Annotated in this window: 14 protein-coding genes; all 14 read left to right on the top strand. The window is 69.2% G+C overall.

Annotated features, from left to right (window positions below):
• The first annotated feature begins 3 nt into the window (after positions 1-3).
• The 14 genes from IWX89_RS05945 (at position 4) to IWX89_RS05880 (ending at position 20,844) form a co-directional block, all read left to right on the top strand.
• Positions 4-1,266, top strand: coding sequence for an FHA domain-containing protein (locus IWX89_RS05945; RefSeq protein ID WP_196902626.1), 1,263 nt, complete (start codon positions 4-6; stop codon positions 1,264-1,266).
• Positions 1,266-2,966: a serine/threonine-protein kinase gene (locus tag IWX89_RS05940; RefSeq protein ID WP_196902625.1), complete on the top strand. Its 1,701-nt coding sequence runs from the start codon at positions 1,266-1,268 to the stop codon at positions 2,964-2,966. Before IWX89_RS05945 ends, IWX89_RS05940 begins: the two co-directional genes overlap by 1 nt.
• On the top strand, positions 2,963-3,658 hold the full coding sequence (locus tag IWX89_RS05935; protein WP_196902624.1) for a hypothetical protein: 696 nt from the start codon (positions 2,963-2,965) through the stop codon (positions 3,656-3,658). The genes IWX89_RS05940 and IWX89_RS05935 overlap by 4 nt, the downstream gene beginning before the upstream one ends.
• A gap of 64 nt (positions 3,659-3,722) precedes the next feature.
• Positions 3,723-9,020 carry an Ig-like domain-containing protein gene (locus tag IWX89_RS05930; RefSeq protein WP_196902623.1) on the top strand — a complete coding sequence of 1,766 codons (5,298 nt, stop codon included), beginning with the start codon at positions 3,723-3,725 and terminating at the stop codon, positions 9,018-9,020.
• Between the two features lie 68 nt (positions 9,021-9,088).
• Entirely contained in the window at positions 9,089-10,057 is a 969-nt protein-coding gene (locus IWX89_RS05925) for a MoxR family ATPase (RefSeq protein WP_196902622.1), read from the top strand.
• Complete coding sequence (locus tag IWX89_RS05920; protein ID WP_196902621.1) at positions 10,054-11,355, top strand: DUF58 domain-containing protein; 1,302 nt, start codon at positions 10,054-10,056, stop codon at positions 11,353-11,355. Before IWX89_RS05925 ends, IWX89_RS05920 begins: the two co-directional genes overlap by 4 nt.
• A complete protein-coding gene (locus IWX89_RS05915) occupies positions 11,352-13,727 on the top strand; it encodes a transglutaminase domain-containing protein (RefSeq protein ID WP_196902620.1) in 2,376 nt (791 codons plus the stop codon). The genes IWX89_RS05920 and IWX89_RS05915 overlap by 4 nt, the downstream gene beginning before the upstream one ends.
• Before the next feature lie 9 nt (positions 13,728-13,736).
• Positions 13,737-14,252 carry an FHA domain-containing protein gene (locus IWX89_RS05910; protein WP_196902619.1) on the top strand — a complete coding sequence of 172 codons (516 nt, stop codon included), beginning with the start codon at positions 13,737-13,739 and terminating at the stop codon, positions 14,250-14,252.
• A 159-nt stretch (positions 14,253-14,411) separates the two neighbouring features.
• Positions 14,412-15,857 (top strand): 3-isopropylmalate dehydratase large subunit, encoded by a 1,446-nt coding sequence (leuC, locus tag IWX89_RS05905; RefSeq protein WP_196902618.1) that lies wholly within the window; start codon positions 14,412-14,414, stop codon positions 15,855-15,857.
• Between the two features lie 2 nt (positions 15,858-15,859).
• Positions 15,860-16,468: a 3-isopropylmalate dehydratase small subunit gene (leuD, locus tag IWX89_RS05900; protein ID WP_196902617.1), complete on the top strand. Its 609-nt coding sequence runs from the start codon at positions 15,860-15,862 to the stop codon at positions 16,466-16,468.
• Positions 16,469-16,569: 101 nt separating this feature from the next.
• Positions 16,570-17,898, top strand: coding sequence for a UDP-N-acetylglucosamine 1-carboxyvinyltransferase (gene murA / locus IWX89_RS05895; RefSeq protein ID WP_196902677.1), 1,329 nt, complete (start codon positions 16,570-16,572; stop codon positions 17,896-17,898).
• Between the two features lie 7 nt (positions 17,899-17,905).
• Positions 17,906-18,715 carry a lysophospholipid acyltransferase family protein gene (locus IWX89_RS05890; protein WP_374220488.1) on the top strand — a complete coding sequence of 270 codons (810 nt, stop codon included), beginning with the start codon at positions 17,906-17,908 and terminating at the stop codon, positions 18,713-18,715.
• A complete protein-coding gene (locus IWX89_RS05885) occupies positions 18,705-19,832 on the top strand; it encodes an NAD(P)H-dependent glycerol-3-phosphate dehydrogenase (RefSeq protein WP_196902616.1) in 1,128 nt (375 codons plus the stop codon). The genes IWX89_RS05890 and IWX89_RS05885 overlap by 11 nt, the downstream gene beginning before the upstream one ends.
• Positions 19,735-20,844 (top strand): D-alanine--D-alanine ligase family protein, encoded by a 1,110-nt coding sequence (locus IWX89_RS05880; RefSeq protein ID WP_196902615.1) that lies wholly within the window; start codon positions 19,735-19,737, stop codon positions 20,842-20,844. The genes IWX89_RS05885 and IWX89_RS05880 overlap by 98 nt, the downstream gene beginning before the upstream one ends.
• Positions 20,845-20,850: the final 6 nt, after the last annotated feature.

Here is a 20,850-nt window from a genome sequence, read left to right as displayed (position 1 = left end):
ACAATGCTCTCGTATTGCAGCGATGAGTCGGGGGAGTGGCTGGCCGCAACACGGCCCGGCTGCCTCCTCGTCGTGCGGACGGACGGTTCTCTTGACGCCGTCGGTCGACTCTGGTCGAGCCTGGACGGCGGGGCGCAGGGAATCCTCGACGGACTGACGTCGGCCGGCCTGTTCGCCACGCCGCCGTTCGCCTTGCTGACCTGGGAGGTCTCCGCCCGGCCAGGCTTCACGGGCCGGGCGATCCTGCGCGGCGACGTGTCGCTGCGCCTGACCGGGGAGCACGGCGACGCCGAGATCTCCGGCCTCGGCGTGTCCACCTGGCGGGAACAGCCGTTCTCCGCCATCACGGAGATCACCGCGGAATGCGGGGAGCACGGTGATCCGCTGCCGTCGCTGCCGTCGCTGCCTGCCCTGCCGTTGTCGTCCGGCATCGTGCGTGCGCGGCGGATCTCCCTGTCCACGTCGACCGCCGCGCCGTTCCCGGTCGCCGAGCGCGCCGGCACACCGGCGACGGTTTCCGCGCCGGTTCACGCCGTGCCGATTCGCGCCGAGGCGACCATCGCCGAGGAAACGATCACCGACCAGACGATCGCCGTCGTCCGGAGCGGCGGCGTTGGCCCGGCACCGACACCCGCAGCGGATGTGGTCGGGCCCGCCCCGGGGCAGGGCTACGACCACCTCTTCGGAGTCACCATGATGCGCGGGGTCGAGCAGGCCGCGGTGCGCCCCGCGGAGGACGGTGCGGAACCAGCCGTCGCTGTCGATGCCGACGCTGACGACAACGACGCCGGCGGGGATGCCGCTGACCCCGGCAGGCACGACGGACTCACCGTGATGAGCGGGGACATCCGCACACTCCGCGACTCCCGGCGACGTTCCCGGCCCCTGCCGGACGCCGCCGCCGTGGCTGCGCAGCCGGCCCTGTACCTGCTCCTCCCGAACGGTGTTCGCGAGCCGCTGGGCCAGCCGATCGTGGTCGGCCGGGCGCCGGGCGTGAACAAAGTCTCCGGCGGCCAGGTCCCACGGCTGGTCAGCCTCGGCGGAGCCGACCAGGACATCTCCCGCAACCACGTGCGCATCACCGTGGAGGGCGACACCGTCGTCGTCACCGACCTCCACTCCCGGAACGGCACCATCATCGTGTTGCCGGGCAAGCCACCCCAGAAACTGCGCGGCGGAGAGTCGACCTCGGTCATCGTCGGCACCGTCGTCGACCTCGGCGGCGGCGTGACGCTCGCCGTCGGCCAGGACGCGGGCGAGAGCTGATGCCGCGCGCCACGTCGATGCCACCCGAGCTGCCCGGCTACGACTTCATCAGCACGCTGGGCTCGGGCGGGTTCTCGGACGTCTTCCTCTACCAGCAGCGGCTGCCGCGGCGCCGGGTGGCCGTCAAGGTCCTCCTGACCGAGCAGCTGGGCCCGGCCACCAGGGCCCGGTTCGTCGATGAGGCGAACCTGATGGCGCAGCTGTCGACGCATCCGTACATCGTCACCATCTACCACGCCGGGGTCGCCGGGGACGGCCGGCCCTATTTCGTGATGGAGCACTGCTCTGGGCCGAGCCTGGCCGAACGGTACAAGCGCGAGCGATTCACCGTCGAAGACGCGCTGCGCACAGGCGTGCGGCTTGCCGGCGCGGTGGCAACGGCCCACGGCGCCGGAATCCTGCACCGGGACATCAAACCGGCCAACGTGCTCACCAACGACTTCGGCTGGCCGGCCCTCACCGACTTCGGCATCTCGTCCAGCCTCGAGGACGACCTCCCCGTGCAGACCCAGAGCGGCCCGTTTCCCGTTGGCGCCGGCGGCACCGGCGCGGCCCGCGAGGGCACCGGCACGAGCGACGGCCAATCGGTCGGGATGAGCGTGCCCTGGTCACCGGCGGAGATGTTCGAGGACGACCCGAAGCCGGATGTGCGCAGCGACGTGTTCTCCCTGGCCGCGACGATCCACACCCTGCTGGCCGGCCAGACGCCGTTCGAGATCCGTGGGCGTTCCAACGGCACCCTCGACCTGATCGGCCGGATCGAACGCGGGGCGATCACCCCGATCGGCCGGGACGACGTGCCCAGGTCGCTGACCGCTGTGCTGGCCAAGGGGATGGCAACCAGCCCCGGCAACCGCTACGCGACGGCCGTCGACTTCGCCCGGGCCCTGCAGCGGATCGAACTGGAGCTCGGCTATGCCGCCACCGGCATCGAGGTTCCGCGCCTGCCGCAGTCCGGGCCGGACGAACGTGCCACCCCCACCGACGAGAACGAAACACGCGCCCGCTCGGTCACCACGATCGCGGCCCAGCCGGCCGCCCACCGGGCCCAATCACCGGCCCCGTCCGGCCCCGCGGAGGCCGACCAGACACGGGTGCGCGGCGCCGTGGTCATCGACCCTCGCGGAACCGCCGCGAACCCGGACTCCACCGCGGATCCGGCCGGGCCGCCCCCGGCGGAGGGCACGGTGCTCGGCGGAGGCGGAACCGAGACCGTCCTGCGGCCCCGGCGCGTCGCCGCGACCCCCGAGCCGGATGCCGCACCGCCGCCGCGACCGGCGCGTCGCCGTGCCCTGGTGCTGGCGATCTCGGTCGCGGCCGGCCTGGTGCTCGTGGGCGCGATCGTGGCCGCCGTGTCGCTCAACGGAAGCCAGTCGCCCGACCTCGCCCCGACACCGCGGGCGACCAGCGGCGGGGGCGGGGACGCCAATCTCGTGGCCGGGGTGCCCCAGCCCAGGCTCGACGGCACGGCCACGTCGGTCGACGGCACGGTCGTGACCTTCACGGTGAGCAACACCGACCCGAAGAAGGGCGATGTGTTCCGGTGGGCCCGCGCCGACGAACCCTCCCAGCCGAAAATCAGCGCGACGGGCGACATCGCCGTCGACGGCGTCACACCCGGGTCGAAGGTCTGCCTCGACCTGTACCTGCAACGCCAGGACGGCAAGCTGTCCGAGGCGAACCGAGTCTGCAACCGATGAAGCCCCTCAAGATCGAGTACTGCGGGGAGTGGCACACGACCCAGCCCGGCAGCGACTTCTCGATCGGCCGGGAATCCGACCTGACCATCGACGACAACCCCTACCTCCATCGCACCTTCCTGCGCCTGTCGGAGGAATACGGGATGTGGTGGCTCTCCAACGTGGGCACCCTCCTGTCCGCCACGGTGTCCGACACCACCGGCACAGTGCAGGCCTGGCTGGCTCCCGGAGCCAAGCTGCCGATCGTCTTCCAGACGATGCATGTGATGTTCAGCGCGGGGTCGACGACCTACGACTTCACGATCCACGCCGAGGAGGACTACTTCAACACCTCCGTCTCGGCGTCCAGTGACGCCGGCACGACCACCATCCTGCCGGTATCCCTCACGAGCAGCCAGCGCCTCCTGGTCGTCGCCCTCGCCGAGGGCGTTCTCCGCCAGACCGTCCCCGGGCGCGGAGCGATCCCCAGCTCGGCGGAGGCCGCCGCCCGGCTCGGCTGGAACATGACCACCTTCAACCGCAAGCTCGACAACGTCTGCGAGAAGCTCGACAAGCTCGGCGTCGACGGACTCCGCGGGGGACGCGGCAAACTCGCGACGAACAGGCGTGGCCGCCTGGTCGAGTACGCCATCGCCATCCGCCTGGTCAGCGCCGACGACCTGGTCCTGCTGGATGCGCCGCCCGCGTGTTAGCTTTGTGAGCGGAATGGTCCGGGGTTGGTCGTTTCGGGGTGTGAACGGCGTGGAGGGATCGACGATGGGGGCCATTGCATCGTGGTTTCGGCTGCGCAAGGCGACGGCGTCGGTGCTGGCTGTTGCGGTGATCGTTGGTGTGCCGTTGTCGTTTGCGGTGTTGCATCAGGGTTTCCCGGTGACGGATGTGGATTTGAGCGCCCGGGATGTGTGGGTGACGAATGGGAAGCAGCTGCTCGCGGGCCGGCTGAATCGGCAGATCGAGGAGCTGAACGGTTCGGTGAACGCAGCGTCGAGCGCGTTCGACGTGTTCCAGGACGGCGACGACGTGTTCCTGTTCGACGGGAGTGCGGGGTCGCTGGAGCGGGTGGATGCATCGTTCACGACGCTGGGCCAGCGGGTGGATGTGCCGGTGGGGTCCGAGGTCGCGTTCGGCGGGGACACCCTGGCGGTGATGGCACCCGGTTCGGGGGCGGTGTGGGTGATCAACGCGGGCAGCGACCTGAATTTCGATCCGAAGAAGTCCGATCCGGTGATGAAGCTGGGCAAGGGCGCCCATATCGCGGTGTCTCCGGCGGGCGCGGTGTTCGGCACGTCCCCGTTGACGAAGCAGCTCGTGACGCTGGCCCGGACCGGTGACAAGCCCAGCCGCACGGACCTGCCGAAGCTGAGTGCGCATCAGGTGGCCGCGGTGGGGGAGAAGGCGGTTGTCCTCGACACGGTGAAGAACCGGCTGATCGTCGACGGCGGCGAGCCGGTCGTGTTGCCGGCGAAAGGGCTGAAGCTGCAACAAAGCGGCGCGGAGAACCCGTTCGCGGTGGTGGCGACGGGTGAGGGGCTGCTGGAGGTGCCGTTGGGAGGCGGCACGGCGGTGGCTGTGTCGGCGGGGATGGAACGGGCGGTGACCGATCCGAAGGCGGTGTCGAACCCGGTGTGGCTGGACGGGTGTGCGCACGGGGCGTGGGCGGGCGCGCAACGCTACCTGGCCGCGTGCGCGGGGAAGAAACCGAGCGCGCAGGCCATCGCGCAGCCGACTCTGGGGTCGACGCTGGAGTTCCGGGTGAACCGGAATGTGATCGCGTTGAACAACCTGTCGAACGGGAACGTGTGGCTGGTCGACGCGAATATGCGCCTGGTCGAGAATTGGGATGAGGTGACGCCGCCCGAGGAGGAGGACTCCGAGGAGGGCGACGAGAAGGCGTCGCAGCAATCGTTCGAGGACACCCTGGCGGAGCGGACGCCGCAGAACCGGGCACCGCTCGCCCACGACGACGAGTACGGGGTGCGACCGGGCAAGACGACGGTGCTGCCGGTGTTGGAGAACGACACCGATCCCGACGGTGATGTGCTCACCGTGGTCAATACCAACGGTTTTTCGGAGGCGCAGGGACGGCTGGACTACATCGACGGCGGGCGGGCGTTGCAGTTCACACCGGCGGCGGCGATGGCGGGCACGGTCAGTTTCCGGTACACGGTGGCGGATGGGCGGGGTGCGGTCGCGGAGGCGAGCGTGAATCTGACGGTGCGTCCGATGGAGCAGAATCTGGCACCGGTGTCGCATCGGGCGGGCGCGATCAGTGTGGAGCAGGGTCAGCTGGTCAGTTACAACGTGCTCAGCGACTGGATCGACCCGGACGGCGATGACATCTATCTGGTCAGTGCGTCGCCGACGACGGGTGACGGGGTGCGGTTCGGCCCGGAGGGGTTCGTGACTTTCGAGAGCAAGACGGCGGAGTTGGGGGTGAAGGAGGTGCCGTTCGTGGTGTCGGACGGTGTCGTCCAGGCGTCGGGGGTGCTCACGGTGGAGGTGAAGGCTCCCGGGTCGTTGAATCCGGTGGGCACGCCCGATTTCGCGAGCACATTCGTGGGTGAGACGGTGCTGGTCGAACCGTTGAAGAACGATGTGTCGCCGTCGGGGGCGGCGTTGGGTTTGATCGGGGTGACGGATGTTCCCGGGTCGGTGTCGGCGGTGGCGAACCTGGATCGGGGCACGGTGGCGTTCTCGGCGCCGGAGGCCGGCAGTTACGTGTTCACCTACAGTCTCGGGGCGGGGGCAACGTCGAGTGTGGGGTTGATCCGGGTGGATGTGAAGGAGAGCCCGGCCGGGCAGTCGCCGCCGATCGCGGTCAAGGACACCGCGTATCTGCGGGCGGGGGAACCGTTGACGGTTCCGGTGTTGAACAATGATGTGTCGCCGTCCGGGCGGGTGCTGGCGGTGCAGTCGGTGGACACGAGCGCGACCAACGACCTGGTCACGGTCGAGATCCTGACCAACACGGTGTTGCGGGTGACGACGTCGGCGGCGTTGACGCAGCAGGTGCAGTTCACGTACACGGTCAGTGACGGGCAGGGCACGTCCACGGCGGGGATCACGGTGGTGCCGGTGCCGCCGCTGGTCAAGCATCAGCCGCCGGTGGCGGTGGATGATTCGGTGAATGTGCGGGCGGGGGACATTGTCAGTGTCCCGGTGCTGGCCAATGATTACCACCCGGATTCGGCGACGATGAGCGTGGTGCCGGTGTTGGCGGATGTGACGAACGCGGGCGGGCTGGCGTTCGTGACGGGCAACGAGGTGCGGTTCCAGGCGCCGAAGGAGCCCGGCGCGTTCGGTGTCGCGTACACGATCACCGACCCGTATCTGGAGACGGCGACGGCGGTGGTGCATTTCACGGTGGTGGGGTCGGACGTGGCGAACAACCAGGCGCCGACGCCGGTGCCGTTGACGATGCGTACCTTCGCTGATTCGACGATCGAGGTGAAGGTGCCCCTGGACGGCATCGATCCTGACGGGGACTCCGTGTTCCTGAAGGAGGTGACGAGTCCGCCGGGCCTGGGCCGGATCATCCGGCAGGGCAGCGATTCGTTCGTGTACCAGGCGTTCCCCGGCACGGCCGGCACGGACACGTTCACCTACGAGGTGGAGGACACCCTCGGTTCCACGGCGAAGGGGACGGTGCGGATCGGGGTGATTCCGCGGCCGGTGGCGTTGCTGCCGCCGAACGCGGTCGATGATGCGATCGAGATCAAACCGGGGCGCACCGGGTCGATCCCGGTGGTGCTCAACGACTCCGATCCGAACGGGTACAAGCTGACCCTGACGAAGAAGCTGCCCGAGGTGGCTGAGGGCATCCGGGCGAAGGTCGACGGCAGCCGGATCATCGTCGACGCGCCCGAGGTTGAGGGCACCTACACGCTCCGTTACGCGATCAGCAACGGCCATGGCGGGGCGGCGACCGCGTTCGTTCAGGTGAAGGTCACCCGGGACGCGAAGGCGCAGTACCCGACGGCCACGGACCATTACCTCGAGCCGAAGCAGGTTCTCGCCAGGGACACCGTCACGCTGACGGTGCGCGACAAGGCCGAGAACCCGGGCGGCCTGGTCGAGGACCTGACGGTCAGCCTCGAGGGCCCGAACGCGGCCTCCGGTGAGATCGGGCCGGGCGGCAAGGTCACGGTGACGCCGACGAACGTGCGCCAGGCGATCGCGTACCGGTTGACCAACGAGATCGACCATCTCAGCGCCACCGCGTTCATCATCGTGCCGGCCAAGCCCGACGGCAACGAGAAGAAGAAACCGGTGGAGGAGCAGGCGTTCCCGCCGCCGTTCCTCAAGCCGTTGCCCGAGCAGCTCGTGCGGATGAACGGGTCCAAGACCTGGACCGTGGCCGACATCGTCGAGGTGCCCTCGGGCCGGCCCGCGCTGGTCGTGTCGGCGACGGCGACCAACAGCAACGGGGCCGCGGTGCAGCTGGACCCGACCACGCTCGGCTTCGTGCCCCAGAAAGACTTCCGCGGTCCGGCGTCGGTCACCTTCGTCGTCACCGACGGCAGCTCCGCGGCGGACCCGAAGGGCAACCAGGCGACGTTGACGATCCCGGTCACCGTGGGCGACCCGAACTCCGAAGACGTGCCGCCCACGTTCACCCCGCCGAACGTGACGATCGAGGCCGGCGAGAAGGCCCTGGCCGTGAACCTGCGCGCCTCCAGCGGCCACCCGAACCCGCAGGTCATCGAGCAGCTCCGCTACGGGACCCTGACCGGGTCGAGCACGGATGTCGCAGCCAACCTCGACGGGGCGAACCTCGTCGTCTCGGCGCCGCTGGGCGTGCAGCCCGGCAGCAAGGTCACCCTCTCGTTCACGGTCACCTACAAGGAATTCACCATCCCGGGCTCGGTGAACGTGACCGTGGTGTCCTCGACCCGTGCGAAACCGCAGGCCGTGGACGACGCCGGCCCGAACGGGAAAGGCATCGAGACCCGGCCGGGCACCACCCTGCCCATCCCCGTGCTCGACAACGACTACAACCCGTACTCGGCCGAGGCCAAACCCCTCACCGTGATCAAGGCCGACATCGAACAGCAGGTCGGCACCGCCACACTCAGCCACACCGCCTCCGGCGTGACCGTCAAGACCGGGTCCGGTGCGACCGGCACCCTCACCGTGGTCTACCGCATCCAGGACGCCACCAAAGACCCCCTGCGAGAAACCCAGGGACGGGTCACCCTCGTCATCCGCAACGCTCCCGACGCCCCCAAGCAGCCGTCCGCCAGCGCCGGCGACGGACGCGTCACCATTCGCTTCAGCGCGCCGGCCGCGAACAACTCGCCGATCACCGGCTATGTCGTGCGCTACGACGGCAAGACCGAGAGAGGGTGCACGGCCGGGGTCGATTGCGTGCTGCCCGCGACGAACGGGCAATCATTCACGGCGACGGTCGCGGCCGTCAACGCCATCGACGAGGGTGCCCCGTCGCCCGCGAGCCGGGCGGTCACCCCCTACGGCGCTCCCACGGCGCCGCGGAACCCGGACATCTCGTCCAATGGGAACGCGCCCGCCAGGCTCACGATGAGCTGGAACGCCCCGGCCCAGACCGGCGGCGGCCCGGTGCGTTACCAGTGGCAGCTGAACTCCGGCGGCTGGAACGACACGACGGCCACGTCGGCGTCGGTCTCCGGCAAGGGCGCCGGGCAATACTCCTTCGAGGTGCGTGCCATCAACAGCGGCGGCGGGGCAGTCGGCCCCGTGGCGGCATCCAGCCCGGTGCAGGTCAGCGACCCGCCACCGCCGGTGACACGCATCGAATTGTGCCGTGCCGACCGGAAGTCGGGCAATGAGTATTACTTCGGCCTCCGATACTTCAACATCGTTCCCGGGTCCTACAAGGTCACGGTTCGAGGCGACGCCAATTTCACGCCCGCGACGATCCCGACGAGCCTGAGCCAGGGCACGATGCAGACCTTCAGCTGGATGGACATCACCAGTACCTACGGAGACAGGTCCCAGTACGTCCAAATGGTCGGCCCCGGAGGAACCTACACCAGCCCCGCTATGCAATGGAAGAACGCGACACCGTGCGTGTAGCGCACACCCGCCCTACTGGCGCCAGTAGCCGGGATTGATCGGCACCGAGGAAAAGGACAGAACACCACATGACAGTCACCCAGGAGCAGGCGGACTGGTTCGCCGACGCCTTCGGCAAACTCGCCGACAACGTCAACCAGGCGATCCTCGGCAAGGACCACGTCGTGCGCCTCGTCGTCGCCGCGATGCTGACCAGCGGTCACGTTCTGCTCGAGGACTTCCCCGGCACCGGCAAGACCGTGCTCGCCAAGGCCCTCGCGAAGACGCTCGACGGCACCAACTCCCGGATCCAGTTCACCCCGGACCTGCTGCCCTCCGATGTGACCGGCGTCACCATCTACGACCAGGGCAAGGGCATCTTCGAGTTCCACAAGGGGCCGATCTTCGCGTCCATCGTGCTCGCCGACGAGATCAACCGGGCCAGCCCGAAGACCCAATCGGCGCTGCTCGAGGTCATGGAGGAGGGGCGGGTCACGGTCGACGGGGTCAGCCACGAGGTCGGCAACCCGTTCATGGTGATCGCCACCCAGAACCCGGTCGAGCAGGCCGGCACCTACACGCTGCCGGAGGCCCAGCTCGACCGGTTCCTGATCAAGACGAGCCTCGGCTACCCCGACCACGACACCGCCGTCACCCTGCTGCTCGACTCGTCCAACCGGGCCCGCGACTCGAAGATCACCCCGATCATCGCGTCCGGCTCCGTGAACACGATGGCCCAGCTCGCCTCCGACGTGTTCGTCGACGCCGCCGTGCTGAGCTACCTGAACGAGATCGTCACGGCCACCCGCACCGACCCCTCGTCGACCCTCGGCGTCAGCATGCGCGGCGCGCTCGCCCTCGCCCGGGCCGCGAAGACCTGGGCGCTGTCCCAGGGGCGCACCTACGTGACCCCCGACGACATCCGCGACCTCGCCGTTCCCGTGCTCGCGCACCGCATCATGGTCGACCCGGAGGCCGACTTCGCCGGCGTCACGGCCGAGGACATCGTCAGCCGGATCCTCGTCGAGGTCGCACCGCCCGCCTACCGCGCCGCATGAGCCGCGTCGCCGAGAAGGCACCCCGCCCGGTCACCCAGGCCGAACAGGCGCTGGGCGGCATCCGGCGTGCCCTCGGCGACGCCCTCCGCCACGCCCGCCGCCTGACCGGAGCGCTCCTGGCCCGCGGCTGGTCATTCATCACGCCGGTGACGGATGTCGTCGGCCCCGTCGGCTGGCTCGTGCTCGCCGCCGCCGCCGGAGCGTTCGCTCTCGCCGGGACGTTCGGCTGGAGCGAGTTCACCTACCTCGCCACCACCCTCCTCGCCGCGTTCCTCATCGCCGTGGGCTTCGTCTTCGGCCGGGCGACCTACGCCGTCGAACTGCAGTTGAACCCGCACCGGGTCGTGGCGGGGGAGCGCGCCCTCGGCCAGATGGCGGTCACCAACACCGGGGAGAAGGGGCTGCTCCCCGCGCGGATGGAACTGCCGGTGGGCAACGGGCTGGCCGAGTTCGTCATCCCCGGACTGGCCGCCGCGGCCCGGCACGAGGAACTGTTCGCCGTGCCCACCCACCGGCGAGCGGTGATCGTCGCCGGACCGGCCGTGTCCGTGCGCGGCGACCAGCTCGGCCTGCTGCGCCGCACCGTGCGCTGGACCGACCCGGTCGAGCTCTTCGTGCACCCGGTCACCGCCCGGCTCCAGACCTCCGCGGCGGGACTCGTGCGCGATCTCGAGGGCGAGGTCACGAAGAAGATCACCAACAACGACATCTCCTTCCACGCGCTCCGGGCCTACGTGCCCGGCGACGCGCTGCGGAACGTGCACTGGCGCACGTCGGCCCGCACCGGCCAGCTGATGGTGCGTCAGTTCGAGGAGACGCGGCGCTCCCAGCTGACCATCGTGCACAGTGCCGAGTCGGCCGGTTACTCCTCCGACGAGGAATTCGAGCTCGGAGTATCGGTCACGGCGTCCCTCGCCCTCCAGGTGATCCGCGACGGCACCCGGGTGAGCGTGGTCACCGAGGGCAGGCTGCTGAAGACGGCGACCCCGGTGGCCCTGCTGGACGATTCCTGTCGGATCGACCCGGTGTCCGGGAGATACCCGACCCTGCGCGATTTCGCCAGGGACGCCACCCGGCGCCTGCCCGACCCGAGCGTGGTCATGATCATCGCCGGATCACAGGTCGACCTGGCCCAGTTCCGTGCCGTGCAGACGCTCTTCGGGCAGGACGCCAAGACGGTGGCCTTCCGCATCGACGCGGGCGCGACGCCTCGCCTCTCCGCAGTGTCAGGACTCACCGTGATCACCGTAGGCCACCTCACCGACCTGCCCGCACTGCTGCGCCGGGTGAACCGATGAGCCGGTTCCAGCCGTTCCCCGCCCGGGCCGGCGCCGACCTGGCCGTGCTCGGCACCCTGTCCGTGCTCGGCGTACTCGGCCTGGAAACGTCGTTCGGCGACTACAACTTCCTGCTCGCCGGGCTCGGCGGACTGATCGTGGGCACCGGCGTCGCCATCCTCGCCTTCCGCCTGCGCCTGGGCGCCCTGGTCGGCATCCTCGCCGCGATCCTCGCCTACTTCCTTCTCGGCACCCCGTTCACGATGCCGGCCCAGGGTCTGCTCATCGTGTTCCCCAGCGTCGCCTCCGCCGCCGGACTCGCCGTCGGCGCGGTCTTCGGCTGGGCCGACATCGTCACCCTCGGAACGCCCGTCGAGGCGCCATACTACATGCCCGTGCTGCCCTATTTCGCCGCCTGGCTGATCGCCGTGGTCGGCAGCATGCTCGCCCTGCGCTGGTTGCCCCGGCGTCGGCGCACGGTCTGGCGGGCGAGCGCCCTCCTCGCCGGCCCCGTCCTCCTCTACCTGGCCGGCATCCTGATGGGCACCGACGAGCCCTACCTGGCCGGACTGCGCGGCGTCGCCTTCGCCGTGATCGCCCTCGTCTGGCTGGGCTGGCGCCGCCCCGACACCGACCGGGGCGACGTGCCGGGAGCAGGACGGCAGCTGCGCCGCAAACTGGCCGGCACGGCCGTCGTCGTGGTCGGGGCCATCCTGGTCGGCTCGCTGGCCGGCACCGTGCTCGCCCCCGTGCAGAACGACCGATTCGTGTTGCGGGAGGAGATCCAGCCGCAGTTCGACCCGCTGCAGTTCCCGAGCCCGCTGGCGGGATTCCGCCGGTACACCAAGACCCTCGCCGACACCGCGCTGTTCACGGCCACCGGTATGGCCACCGGGCAGGTCCTCCGCCTAGCCAGCATGGACTCCTACGACGGGAAGCTGTGGAACGTCGCGGCGGCCGACAACGAGGCGGGCGGATCCGGCAGCTTCCGCCTCGTCGGGCGCACGATTCCCCGCCCCCCGCTGGTGACAAGCGTTCAATCGAGCGTCGTCACGATCACCGACTCCGGCTACGCCGACGTCTGGCTGCCCGGCGTCGGTTACCCCAGCACCATCGACTTCGACGACCCCGCCAGCAGTGCGGAGGCCGAGAGCCTGCGCTACAATGCCGGCAGCGGCACCGCCGTGCTGACCGCCGGCGTGAAGAGCGGCTACCGCTACACCACCAGGGCCCAGGTGCAGCGGAACTACAAGGACGAGGACCTCGAGGCCGTCCCGGTCGCAGCGATGACCCTGCCGGCGGCGGAGAACATCCCTGACGTCGTCGTGGCCAAGGCGGCGGAGTACACCGGCGGCGCCGACACCCCGATCGACAAGCTCCGCGCCATCCAGAAGGCCCTGAAGACGCAGGGCTTCCTCAGCCACGGCCTGGCCTCCGACGGCGTCCCCTCCCGGGCAGGCCACGGTGCGGACCGGATCGACGAGCTCTTCACCCGCAGTCAGATGGTCGGCGACCAGGAGCAGTACGCCGCCGCCATGGCGTTGATGGCCCGCAGCCTCGGCTATCCGTCCAGGGTCGTGATGGGCTTCGCCCCTGACGTGCCGGAGGGCGCCGCGAGCGTCGAGGTGACCGGTTCCGACGTCACGGCCTGGGTCGAGGTGGCCTTCGACGGGATCGGCTGGGTGCCGTTCTTCCCGACTCCCGACCAGACTGATGTCCCGCAGGACCAGACCCCGAAGCCCAAGTCGGTGCCGCAGCCCCAGGTGCGCCAGCCGCCACGCTCCGACAACCAGTCCGATGATCTCCTCACGGCCGTCGAGATCGACGACACCAAGAAGGACGACAAGGACAAAGGCCTGGTGCTGCCCGGGTGGGCGTGGGCCGTCATCGGCGTCGTCGGAATCCCGGCCCTCCTGGTCGGCGGCCCCGTGCTCGTGATCGGCGCGCTCAAGGCGCGGCGCCGCCGTCGCCGGCGCGGCACGGGCAGCGGCGACGTACGGGTGGCCGGATCCTGGGACGAACTGACCGACGGATACTCCGAGCTGGGCTTCGAAGTTCCCCGCGGCACCACCCGGCTCGTCGTCGCCGCCGCGCTGGAGAGCCAGCTGGTCGACCAGGAACCGGTCGGCCGGCAGCCGGCACCAGCCGGGCTCACCCCGCTGGCCGGCCGGGTCGACCGCGCCGTGTTCAACGGCCGGGAGATCGACGATGTCCTCGTGAAGCAGAGCTGGGCCGAGGCCCTCGACTCACTCGGGATCGCCGGGACGAAGGCAGGACGTCTGCGCCGGCTGGTCAGCCGGTTCCGGATCCGTTCCCGGCGCGACTGGAACAAGCAGGATTGGCGGAAGCGGGACCGGACAGATGGGACTGAGCGAACCGGCGCCCATCGGTAGAGTGGCGGGGTGGACAAACCAGGCTTCATCGTTCCCCCGCCATGGCTCGTTCCCGAGCGGGACGGTGAATCGACCGTCCCGGCGGAGGAGGTCGCACCGGCCTCGTTCCCGGCCTTCCTGCCTGCCCCGATCGGCGGGATGCCCGCCTCCGCACTGCCCCCGCGGTCCGTGCCCGCCGCGGAGGAGTCATCCGTGGCCGGCTGGCGACTGACCCTCGACGATGGGCAATCGATCGCCGTCACGGGGGCGCTCGTTCTGGGCCGCGACCCGGCCCAGGTCGCTTCCCGCCCGCACGCCGGGCTCGTCCCCGTGCACGACCCCGCCAGGTCGGTCTCGAAGACGCACGCTGTGATCGACCTCGACGGCCAGACCCTGTCGGTGACCGATCTCGGCTCCACCAACGGGGTGTCCATCACCGCCCCAGACGGCCTCGTGACCGATCTCGACCCGGGCGGGCACGGATTTCTTGAATCCGGTTCACACCTGATCCTGGGCGAATTCGGCGTCACCGTCAGCCGCGAATGAGCACCGCTTCCCGTCTCGTCGCAGGCGAAGTGTTAGCCTGTCGGAGTGCTGTTCGGTCGACTTCTTCTTCTCTGCCGCGACGAGTCCCAGTTCTGAGGCCTCCCTCGTCGCGGAGTCTGTCGTTGGCTGCCACCAATCTTGAGGAAGACGCACACACACATGACTGACGCAACATTCACGGGCACCCCGCCGCGCACCCTGGCCGAAAAAGTGTGGGACAAGCACCTGGTCGCCAAGGGCGAGGACGGCACGCCCGACCTCATCTACATCGACCTGCACCTCGTGCACGAGGTGACCAGCCCGCAGGCCTTCGACGGACTCCGCCTGGCCGGCCGCCCCGTGCGACGCCCCGACCTGACCATCGCCACGGAAGACCACAACACCCCGACCCTGGCGATCGACCGGCCCATTGCGGACCCCACCAGCCGCACCCAGATCGAAACCCTGCGCCGCAACTGCGAGGAATTCGGCGTCCGCCTGCACTCCCTCGGCGACATCGAGCAGGGCATCGTGCACGTCGTCGGACCGCAACTCGGGCTCACCCAGCCCGGGATCACCGTCGTATGCGGCGACTCCCACACCTCCACCCACGGCGCGTTCGGGGCTATGGCCCTCGGCATCGGCACCAGCGAGGTCGAACACGTCATGGCCACGCAGACGCTGCCGTTGCAGCCGTTCAAGACGATGGCGATCACCGTCGACGGCACCCTGCGCCCCGGGGTGACCGCCAAGGACATCATCCTCGCCGTGATCGCGAAGATCGGCACCGGCGGCGGCCAGGGCTATGTGCTCGAGTACCGTGGCAGCGCCATCCGGGACCTCTCGATGGAGGGTCGGATGACGATCTGCAACATGTCCATCGAGGCCGGCGCGCGGGCCGGCATGGTGGCCCCGGATGCGACCACCTACGCCTATCTGAAGGGCCGCGCCCACGCGCCGTCCGGCCAGGACTGGGAGGACGCCGTCGCCTACTGGGACACCCTCCCGACCGACGACGGCGCCGTCTTCGACGCGGAGGTCGTGCTCGACGCGGACTCCCTCGAACCCTTCGTCACCTGGGGCACCAACCCCGGCCAGGGCGTCTCGCTCAGCGAGATGGTGCCTGACCCGGCCGGCATCATCGACGCGAACGAACGCGCCGCCGCCGAGCGCGCCCTCGAATACATGGACCTCACCGCGGGCACCCCGATGAAGGAGATCAGGGTCGACACCGTCTTCCTCGGCTCCTGCACCAACAGCCGGGTCGAAGACCTCCGCGCCGCCGCCGAGATCGTCAAGGGACACTCCCTCGCCGCCGGAGTGCGGATGCTCGTCGTTCCCGGGTCCGCACGGGTGCGGATCGAGGCCGAGGCAGAGGGCCTCGACAAGGTCTTCACCGATTTCGGCGCCGAGTGGCGGTTCGCCGGCTGCTCGATGTGCCTCGGCATGAACCCCGACCAGCTCGCCCCCGGTGAACGCTGCGCCTCGACCAGCAACCGCAACTTCGAAGGCCGGCAGGGCAAGGGCGGACGCACCCACCTCGTGTCCCCGCTCGTCGCCGCGGCCACCGCGATCCGGGGCACCCTGTCCAGCCCGTGGGACCTGATCCAGGATGGAGACAACTGACCATGGAGAAGTTCACGACCGTCACAGGAATCGCGCTGCCGCTGCGCCGATCCAACGTCGACACCGACCAGATCATCCCGGCCGTCTACCTCAAGCGGGTCACCAAGACCGGGTTTGACGACGCCCTCTTCGCCGCCTGGCGGCAGGACCCCGATTTCGTGCTCAACCAGCCGGCCTACCAGGGGGCCAGGGTGCTCGTCGCCGGTGCCGATTTCGGCACCGGCTCCTCCCGCGAGCACGCCGTGTGGGCGCTCCGCGACTACGGTTTCGACGTCGTGCTCAGCCCGCGCTTCGGCGACATCTTCCGGGGCAATTCCGGCAAGCAGGGACTGCTCGCGGGCCAGATCACCGAGGCGGACGCCCAACTCCTCTGGGACGTCATCGAGGCCGACCCGGGAATAGAACTCACCGTCGATCTGGTTGCCCGCACTGCACGGGTCGGCGATCTGACGATCCCGTTCGTGATCGACGACTACACCCGTTGGCGCCTTCTCGAAGGCCTCGACGACATCGGCTTGACCCTGCGCGACGAGGCGCGGATCTCAGAATTCGAATCCCATCGGGAGCCCTGGCGGCCCCGTACTCTCCCCGTGAAGCAGGTAAATCAGTGAGCACAATCAGCGAAATCGAGCGCAATCGTGAAGTCGCGCAGCAGCGTGAAGATGAGCAGAACCGCGAGAACGCCCAGAACGCCCAGAACTGGGGCGCAGCCGTGGGGTTGAAGGGCGACAAGATCACCATCCGCGGCGGCATCCCGTTGCGCGGCCGGATCGAGCTGAAGGGCGCGAAGAACCTGGTCACGAAGGCCATGGTCGCTGCCCTGCTCGGGGAGAGCCCGAGCGTGCTCAAGAACGTGCCGAACATCAGCGACGTGCGTATCGTGCGCGAGCTGCTCGAGGTGCACGGTGTCAAGGTCACCGACGGTGCCGAGCCCGGCGAACTGCTCCTCGACCCGGTCGACGTCGAGAGCGCCCACTTCGCCGCGATCGACGCGCATGCCGGTTCCTCCCGCATCCCGATCCTGTTCTGCGGTCCGTTGCTGCACCGGCTCGGCGAGGCGTTCATCCCCGACCTCGGCGGCTGCCGCATCGGCGACCGCCCGATCGACTACCACCTCGACGTGCTGCGCAAGTTCGGCGCCGTGGTCGAGAAGCAGCCCAACGGCATCCGGATGTCCGCACCCAACGGTCTCACGGGCACCAAGGTGTCGCTGCCGTATCCGAGCGTCGGAGCGACCGAGCAGGTGCTCCTCACCGCCGTGCGTGCTGAGGGCATCACCGAGCTCAAGGGTGCGGCGATCGAGCCGGAGATCATGGATCTCATCAACATCCTGCAGAAGATGGGCGCCATCATCACGGTCGACACCGACCGGGTGATCCGGATCGAGGGCGTCGAACGCCTCGAGGGCTACAACCACCGCGCGCTGTTCGACCGGAACGAGGCCGCCAGCTGGGCCGCCGCCGCCCTGGCCACCGACGGCGACATCTTCGTCGGCGGCGCCAAGCAGGCGGAGATGCTGACGTTCCTCAACGTGTTCCGCAAGGTCGGCGGCGCGTTCGACATCGAGGACGACGGCATCCGCTTCTACCACCCGGGCGGCGACCTGAAGCCTGTCATCATCGAAACCGATGTGCACCCGGGCTTCATGACCGACTGGCAGCAGCCGCTCGTCGTCGCCCTCACCCACGCGCACGGCGTCTCGATCGTGCACGAGACCGTTTACGAGCAGCGGTTCGGCTTCGTCGACGCCCTCGTCGAAATGGGTGCCACGATCCAGATCCACCGCGAATGCCTCGGCGGCCACCCCTGCCGCTTCGGCCAGCGCAACTTCAACCACTCGGCCGTCATCACCGGCCCGACGAAGCTGCACGGCGCCGACATCGAGGTTCCCGACCTGCGCGGCGGTTTCAGCCACCTGATCGCGGCGCTCACCGCCGAGGGCACCTCGACCGTCAGCAACGTGGGGATCATCAGCCGCGGCTACGAGAACTTCATCACCAAGCTCGAACTGTTGGGGGCTGACTTCGATCTCGAAGGATAATGGGCCTGTGCCAGTTCCCGATGAAGAGTCCCAGCCGGATGAACGACTGCCGAAGAAACCAGTGACGAAGACCAGGGAAGGGTCGGAGACCACCCGGCCGTCGGTGTTCTGGGTGCTGGCGGCGCTCGTGCTGCCCCTGATCAACCTGTCGGTGCGCTACAAGATCACCGATGCCGGCAAGTTCCCGCGGTCGGGCGCGTTCGTGATGGCGCCCAACCACTTCAGCGAGATCGACCCGCTGGTGATGGGCGTGCTGAGCTGGAAGCTGGGCCGTGCGCCCCGGTTCATGGCCAAGGCATCCGTCTTCGCGATCCCCGTGCTCGGGGCCCTGCTGCGCAAGTCCGGGCAGATCCCGGTCGCCCGCGGCGGTGCCGTGCGCGGCAACGAACCGGTCAAGGCAGCCGAACGGCTCGTCCGCAACGGCCAGATGGTCGTCGTCTACCCCGAGGGATCGCTCACCCGCGACCCCGACCTGTGGCCGATGCGCGGCAAGACGGGGGCTGTGCGGATCGCCCTCGAGCAGGGAATCCCGATCGTCCCGGTCGCCCACTGGGGCACCCAGGCGCTGATGCCCCGGTACTCGAAGCGGGTCAGCCTGTTTCCGCGCAAGACCGTGCTGGTCAAGATCGGCGACCCGATCGACCTGGCCGAATTCCGCGGCCGCAACCTGGACACGGCGACGCTGAACGAGGCGACCACCGTCGTGATGGAAGCCATCACGCACCTGCTCGAAGACCTCCGCGGGGAGAAGGCGCCCGTGAAGCGCTGGAATCCCGCCGAACACGATCAGAAAGAGACCGGCCGTTTTGAAGCCTAAGGTTCAGCCAGGCAAGCGGGTCGCCGTTCTCGGTGCCGGCAGCTGGGGCACCACATTCGCGAAGATCCTGGCCGACGGCGGAGCGGACGTCGTGCTCTGGGCCCGCCGCCCCGAACTGGCCAGGGAGATCACCGAGGGGCGCCGCAACAGCGACTACCTCCCCGGCATCAACCTGCCCGCCGGGCTCCGCGCCACCTCACGGCTCGACCTCGCCCTCGCCGGCGCGGAACAGGTCTTCGTCTCCGTGCCGAGCCAGTCGCTCCGGGAGAACCTGATCCTCGCCGAACCGTTCCTCGCGCCCGGCGCGATCGTCGTCTCCCTGATGAAGGGCGTCGAACGCGGCTCCGGCATGAGGATGAGCGAGATCATCGCCGAGGTCCTGCCGATCAACCCCGACCTGATCGCGGCCATCTCCGGACCCAACCTCGCCCTCGAGATCGCCAAGGAGCAGCCCACCGCGGCCGTCGTCTCCTCCAACAGCCTCGAAACCGCCCAGGCGGTCGCCATGCTCGCCACGAACCGGTACTTCCGCTCCTACGTCAACACGGATGTCATCGGCACCGAGTTCGGCGGCGTGCTCAAGAACCTGATCGCGGTCGCCATCGGCATCGTCGACGGGGTCGGCTACGGGGAGAACACCAAGGCGTCGATCATCACCCGCGGCCTGGTCGAGATGACCGACTTCGCCGTGGCCTACGGCGCCCAGCCGGAGACCCTGGCCGGGCTGGCCGGGCTCGGCGACCTCATTGCGACCTGCCAGTCGCCGCTGTCGCGGAACAACACCGCCGGCCGGCTCCTCGGCCAGGGCTACGGCATCGCCGACGTCGTCAAGCAGATGCAGCAGACCACGGAAGGCCTCGCATCCGTCGGCCCCATTCTCGACCTGGCCCGCGCCAAGGGGGTGGACATGCCCATCGTCGAGCAGGTCCGCCAGGTGCTGGCCGGTACTCTGAAACCGCGGGACCTCGCCCCGCACCTCACCACGGACTCGGATGAGCCGCAGGGCGAAAGGACGATCGATGACTCACAAGCTCACGGTGGCGCTGCTCTTTGGGGGTCGGTCAAGCGAACATTCGATCAGCTGCGCCACGGCGGGCGGCGTCCTGGCGGCAATTGACCGCGAACGCTACAACGTCATCCCGATCGGGATCACCAGGGACGGCGCCTTCGTGCTCGAGGAGGACGACCCGGCCCGGTTCGCGCTGAACCAGGCCGAGCTGCCGGAGGTCTTCGACAATGGCAGCCGGGTGCGCTGGCCGGAGAGCACTCTCAGCCGGCAGCTGACCGTCACCGACGGCGCCGGGCTCGGCGCCCGCTCGCTCGGCAACGTGGACCTGGTCTTCCCGATCCTGCACGGGCCGTTCGGTGAGGACGGCACCGTCCAGGGCCTGCTCGAGCTCACCGGACTGCCCTATGTGGGGTCTGGCGTGCTCGCGTCGGCCCTCGGCATGGACAAGCACTTCACCAAGACCGTCTTCCAGCAGGCGTCCCTCCCGGTCGCGCCGTGGCGCACCATCACGGCGGATGACTGGACCGAGGCCCCCGGGATGGCCCACGCGGCGATCGAGGAGCTCGGGCTTCCCGTGTTCGTCAAGCCCGCCAGGGCCGGGTCCAGCGTCGGCGTCAGCAAGGTATCGACCCGGGACCAGCTCCCCGAGGCGATGCGGGTCGCACTCGCCGAGGACGACAAGGTGCTCATCGAGGCCGGCCTGGTCGGGCGCGAACTCGAGATCGCCGTGCTCCAGGGGCGTCGCGGGGAGCCGGCCCGGGCATCCGTCGCCGGCGAGGTGCTCGTGAGCGGCCGTGACTTCTACGACTTCGCCGCGAAGTACCTGGGCGCGCCCGGCATCGACCTGGTCTGCCCGGCCGACCTGTCGGCGACGGAATTGACCGAGATGCAGAGGCTCGCGATCCGCGCGTTCGAGGCCATCGACGGTGCCGGCCTCGCCCGGGTGGACTTCTTCCACACCGCGGACGGCTGGGTGATCAACGAGATCAACACGATGCCCGGATTCACGCCGATCTCGATGTTCCCCAGCTGCTGGCTCGCCAGCGGCTACACCTATCCGCAGCTGATCGACGAGCTGATCGAGGTGGCGCTCAGCCGCCGCGGAGTCCGCGCGGCCTGAGCGGCA

Source organism: Cryobacterium sp. MP_M3, assembly GCF_015752155.1.
Taxonomy (GTDB): domain Bacteria; phylum Actinomycetota; class Actinomycetes; order Actinomycetales; family Microbacteriaceae; genus Cryobacterium.
Note: the sequence above shows the minus strand (reverse complement) of the source record. Positions and strands in the feature narration are given on the sequence as shown.

Excerpts from the sequence above, each read along its gene's own strand:
- IWX89_RS05925 (WP_196902622.1), top strand. The coding sequence starts at position 9,089 with ATGACAGTCACCCAGGAGCAGGCGGACTGGTTCGCCGACGCCTTCGGC.
- leuC (WP_196902618.1), top strand. The coding sequence starts at position 14,412 with ATGACTGACGCAACATTCACGGGCACCCCGCCGCGCACCCTGGCCGAA.
- IWX89_RS05940 (WP_196902625.1), top strand. The coding sequence starts at position 1,266 with ATGCCGCGCGCCACGTCGATGCCACCCGAGCTGCCCGGCTACGACTTC.
- IWX89_RS05930 (WP_196902623.1), top strand. The coding sequence starts at position 3,723 with ATGGGGGCCATTGCATCGTGGTTTCGGCTGCGCAAGGCGACGGCGTCG.
- leuD (WP_196902617.1), top strand. The coding sequence starts at position 15,860 with ATGGAGAAGTTCACGACCGTCACAGGAATCGCGCTGCCGCTGCGCCGA.
- IWX89_RS05920 (WP_196902621.1), top strand. The coding sequence starts at position 10,054 with ATGAGCCGCGTCGCCGAGAAGGCACCCCGCCCGGTCACCCAGGCCGAA.
- IWX89_RS05935 (WP_196902624.1), top strand. The coding sequence starts at position 2,963 with ATGAAGCCCCTCAAGATCGAGTACTGCGGGGAGTGGCACACGACCCAG.
- IWX89_RS05915 (WP_196902620.1), top strand. The coding sequence starts at position 11,352 with ATGAGCCGGTTCCAGCCGTTCCCCGCCCGGGCCGGCGCCGACCTGGCC.
- IWX89_RS05945 (WP_196902626.1), top strand. The coding sequence starts at position 4 with ATGCTCTCGTATTGCAGCGATGAGTCGGGGGAGTGGCTGGCCGCAACA.
- IWX89_RS05880 (WP_196902615.1), top strand. The coding sequence starts at position 19,735 with ATGACTCACAAGCTCACGGTGGCGCTGCTCTTTGGGGGTCGGTCAAGC.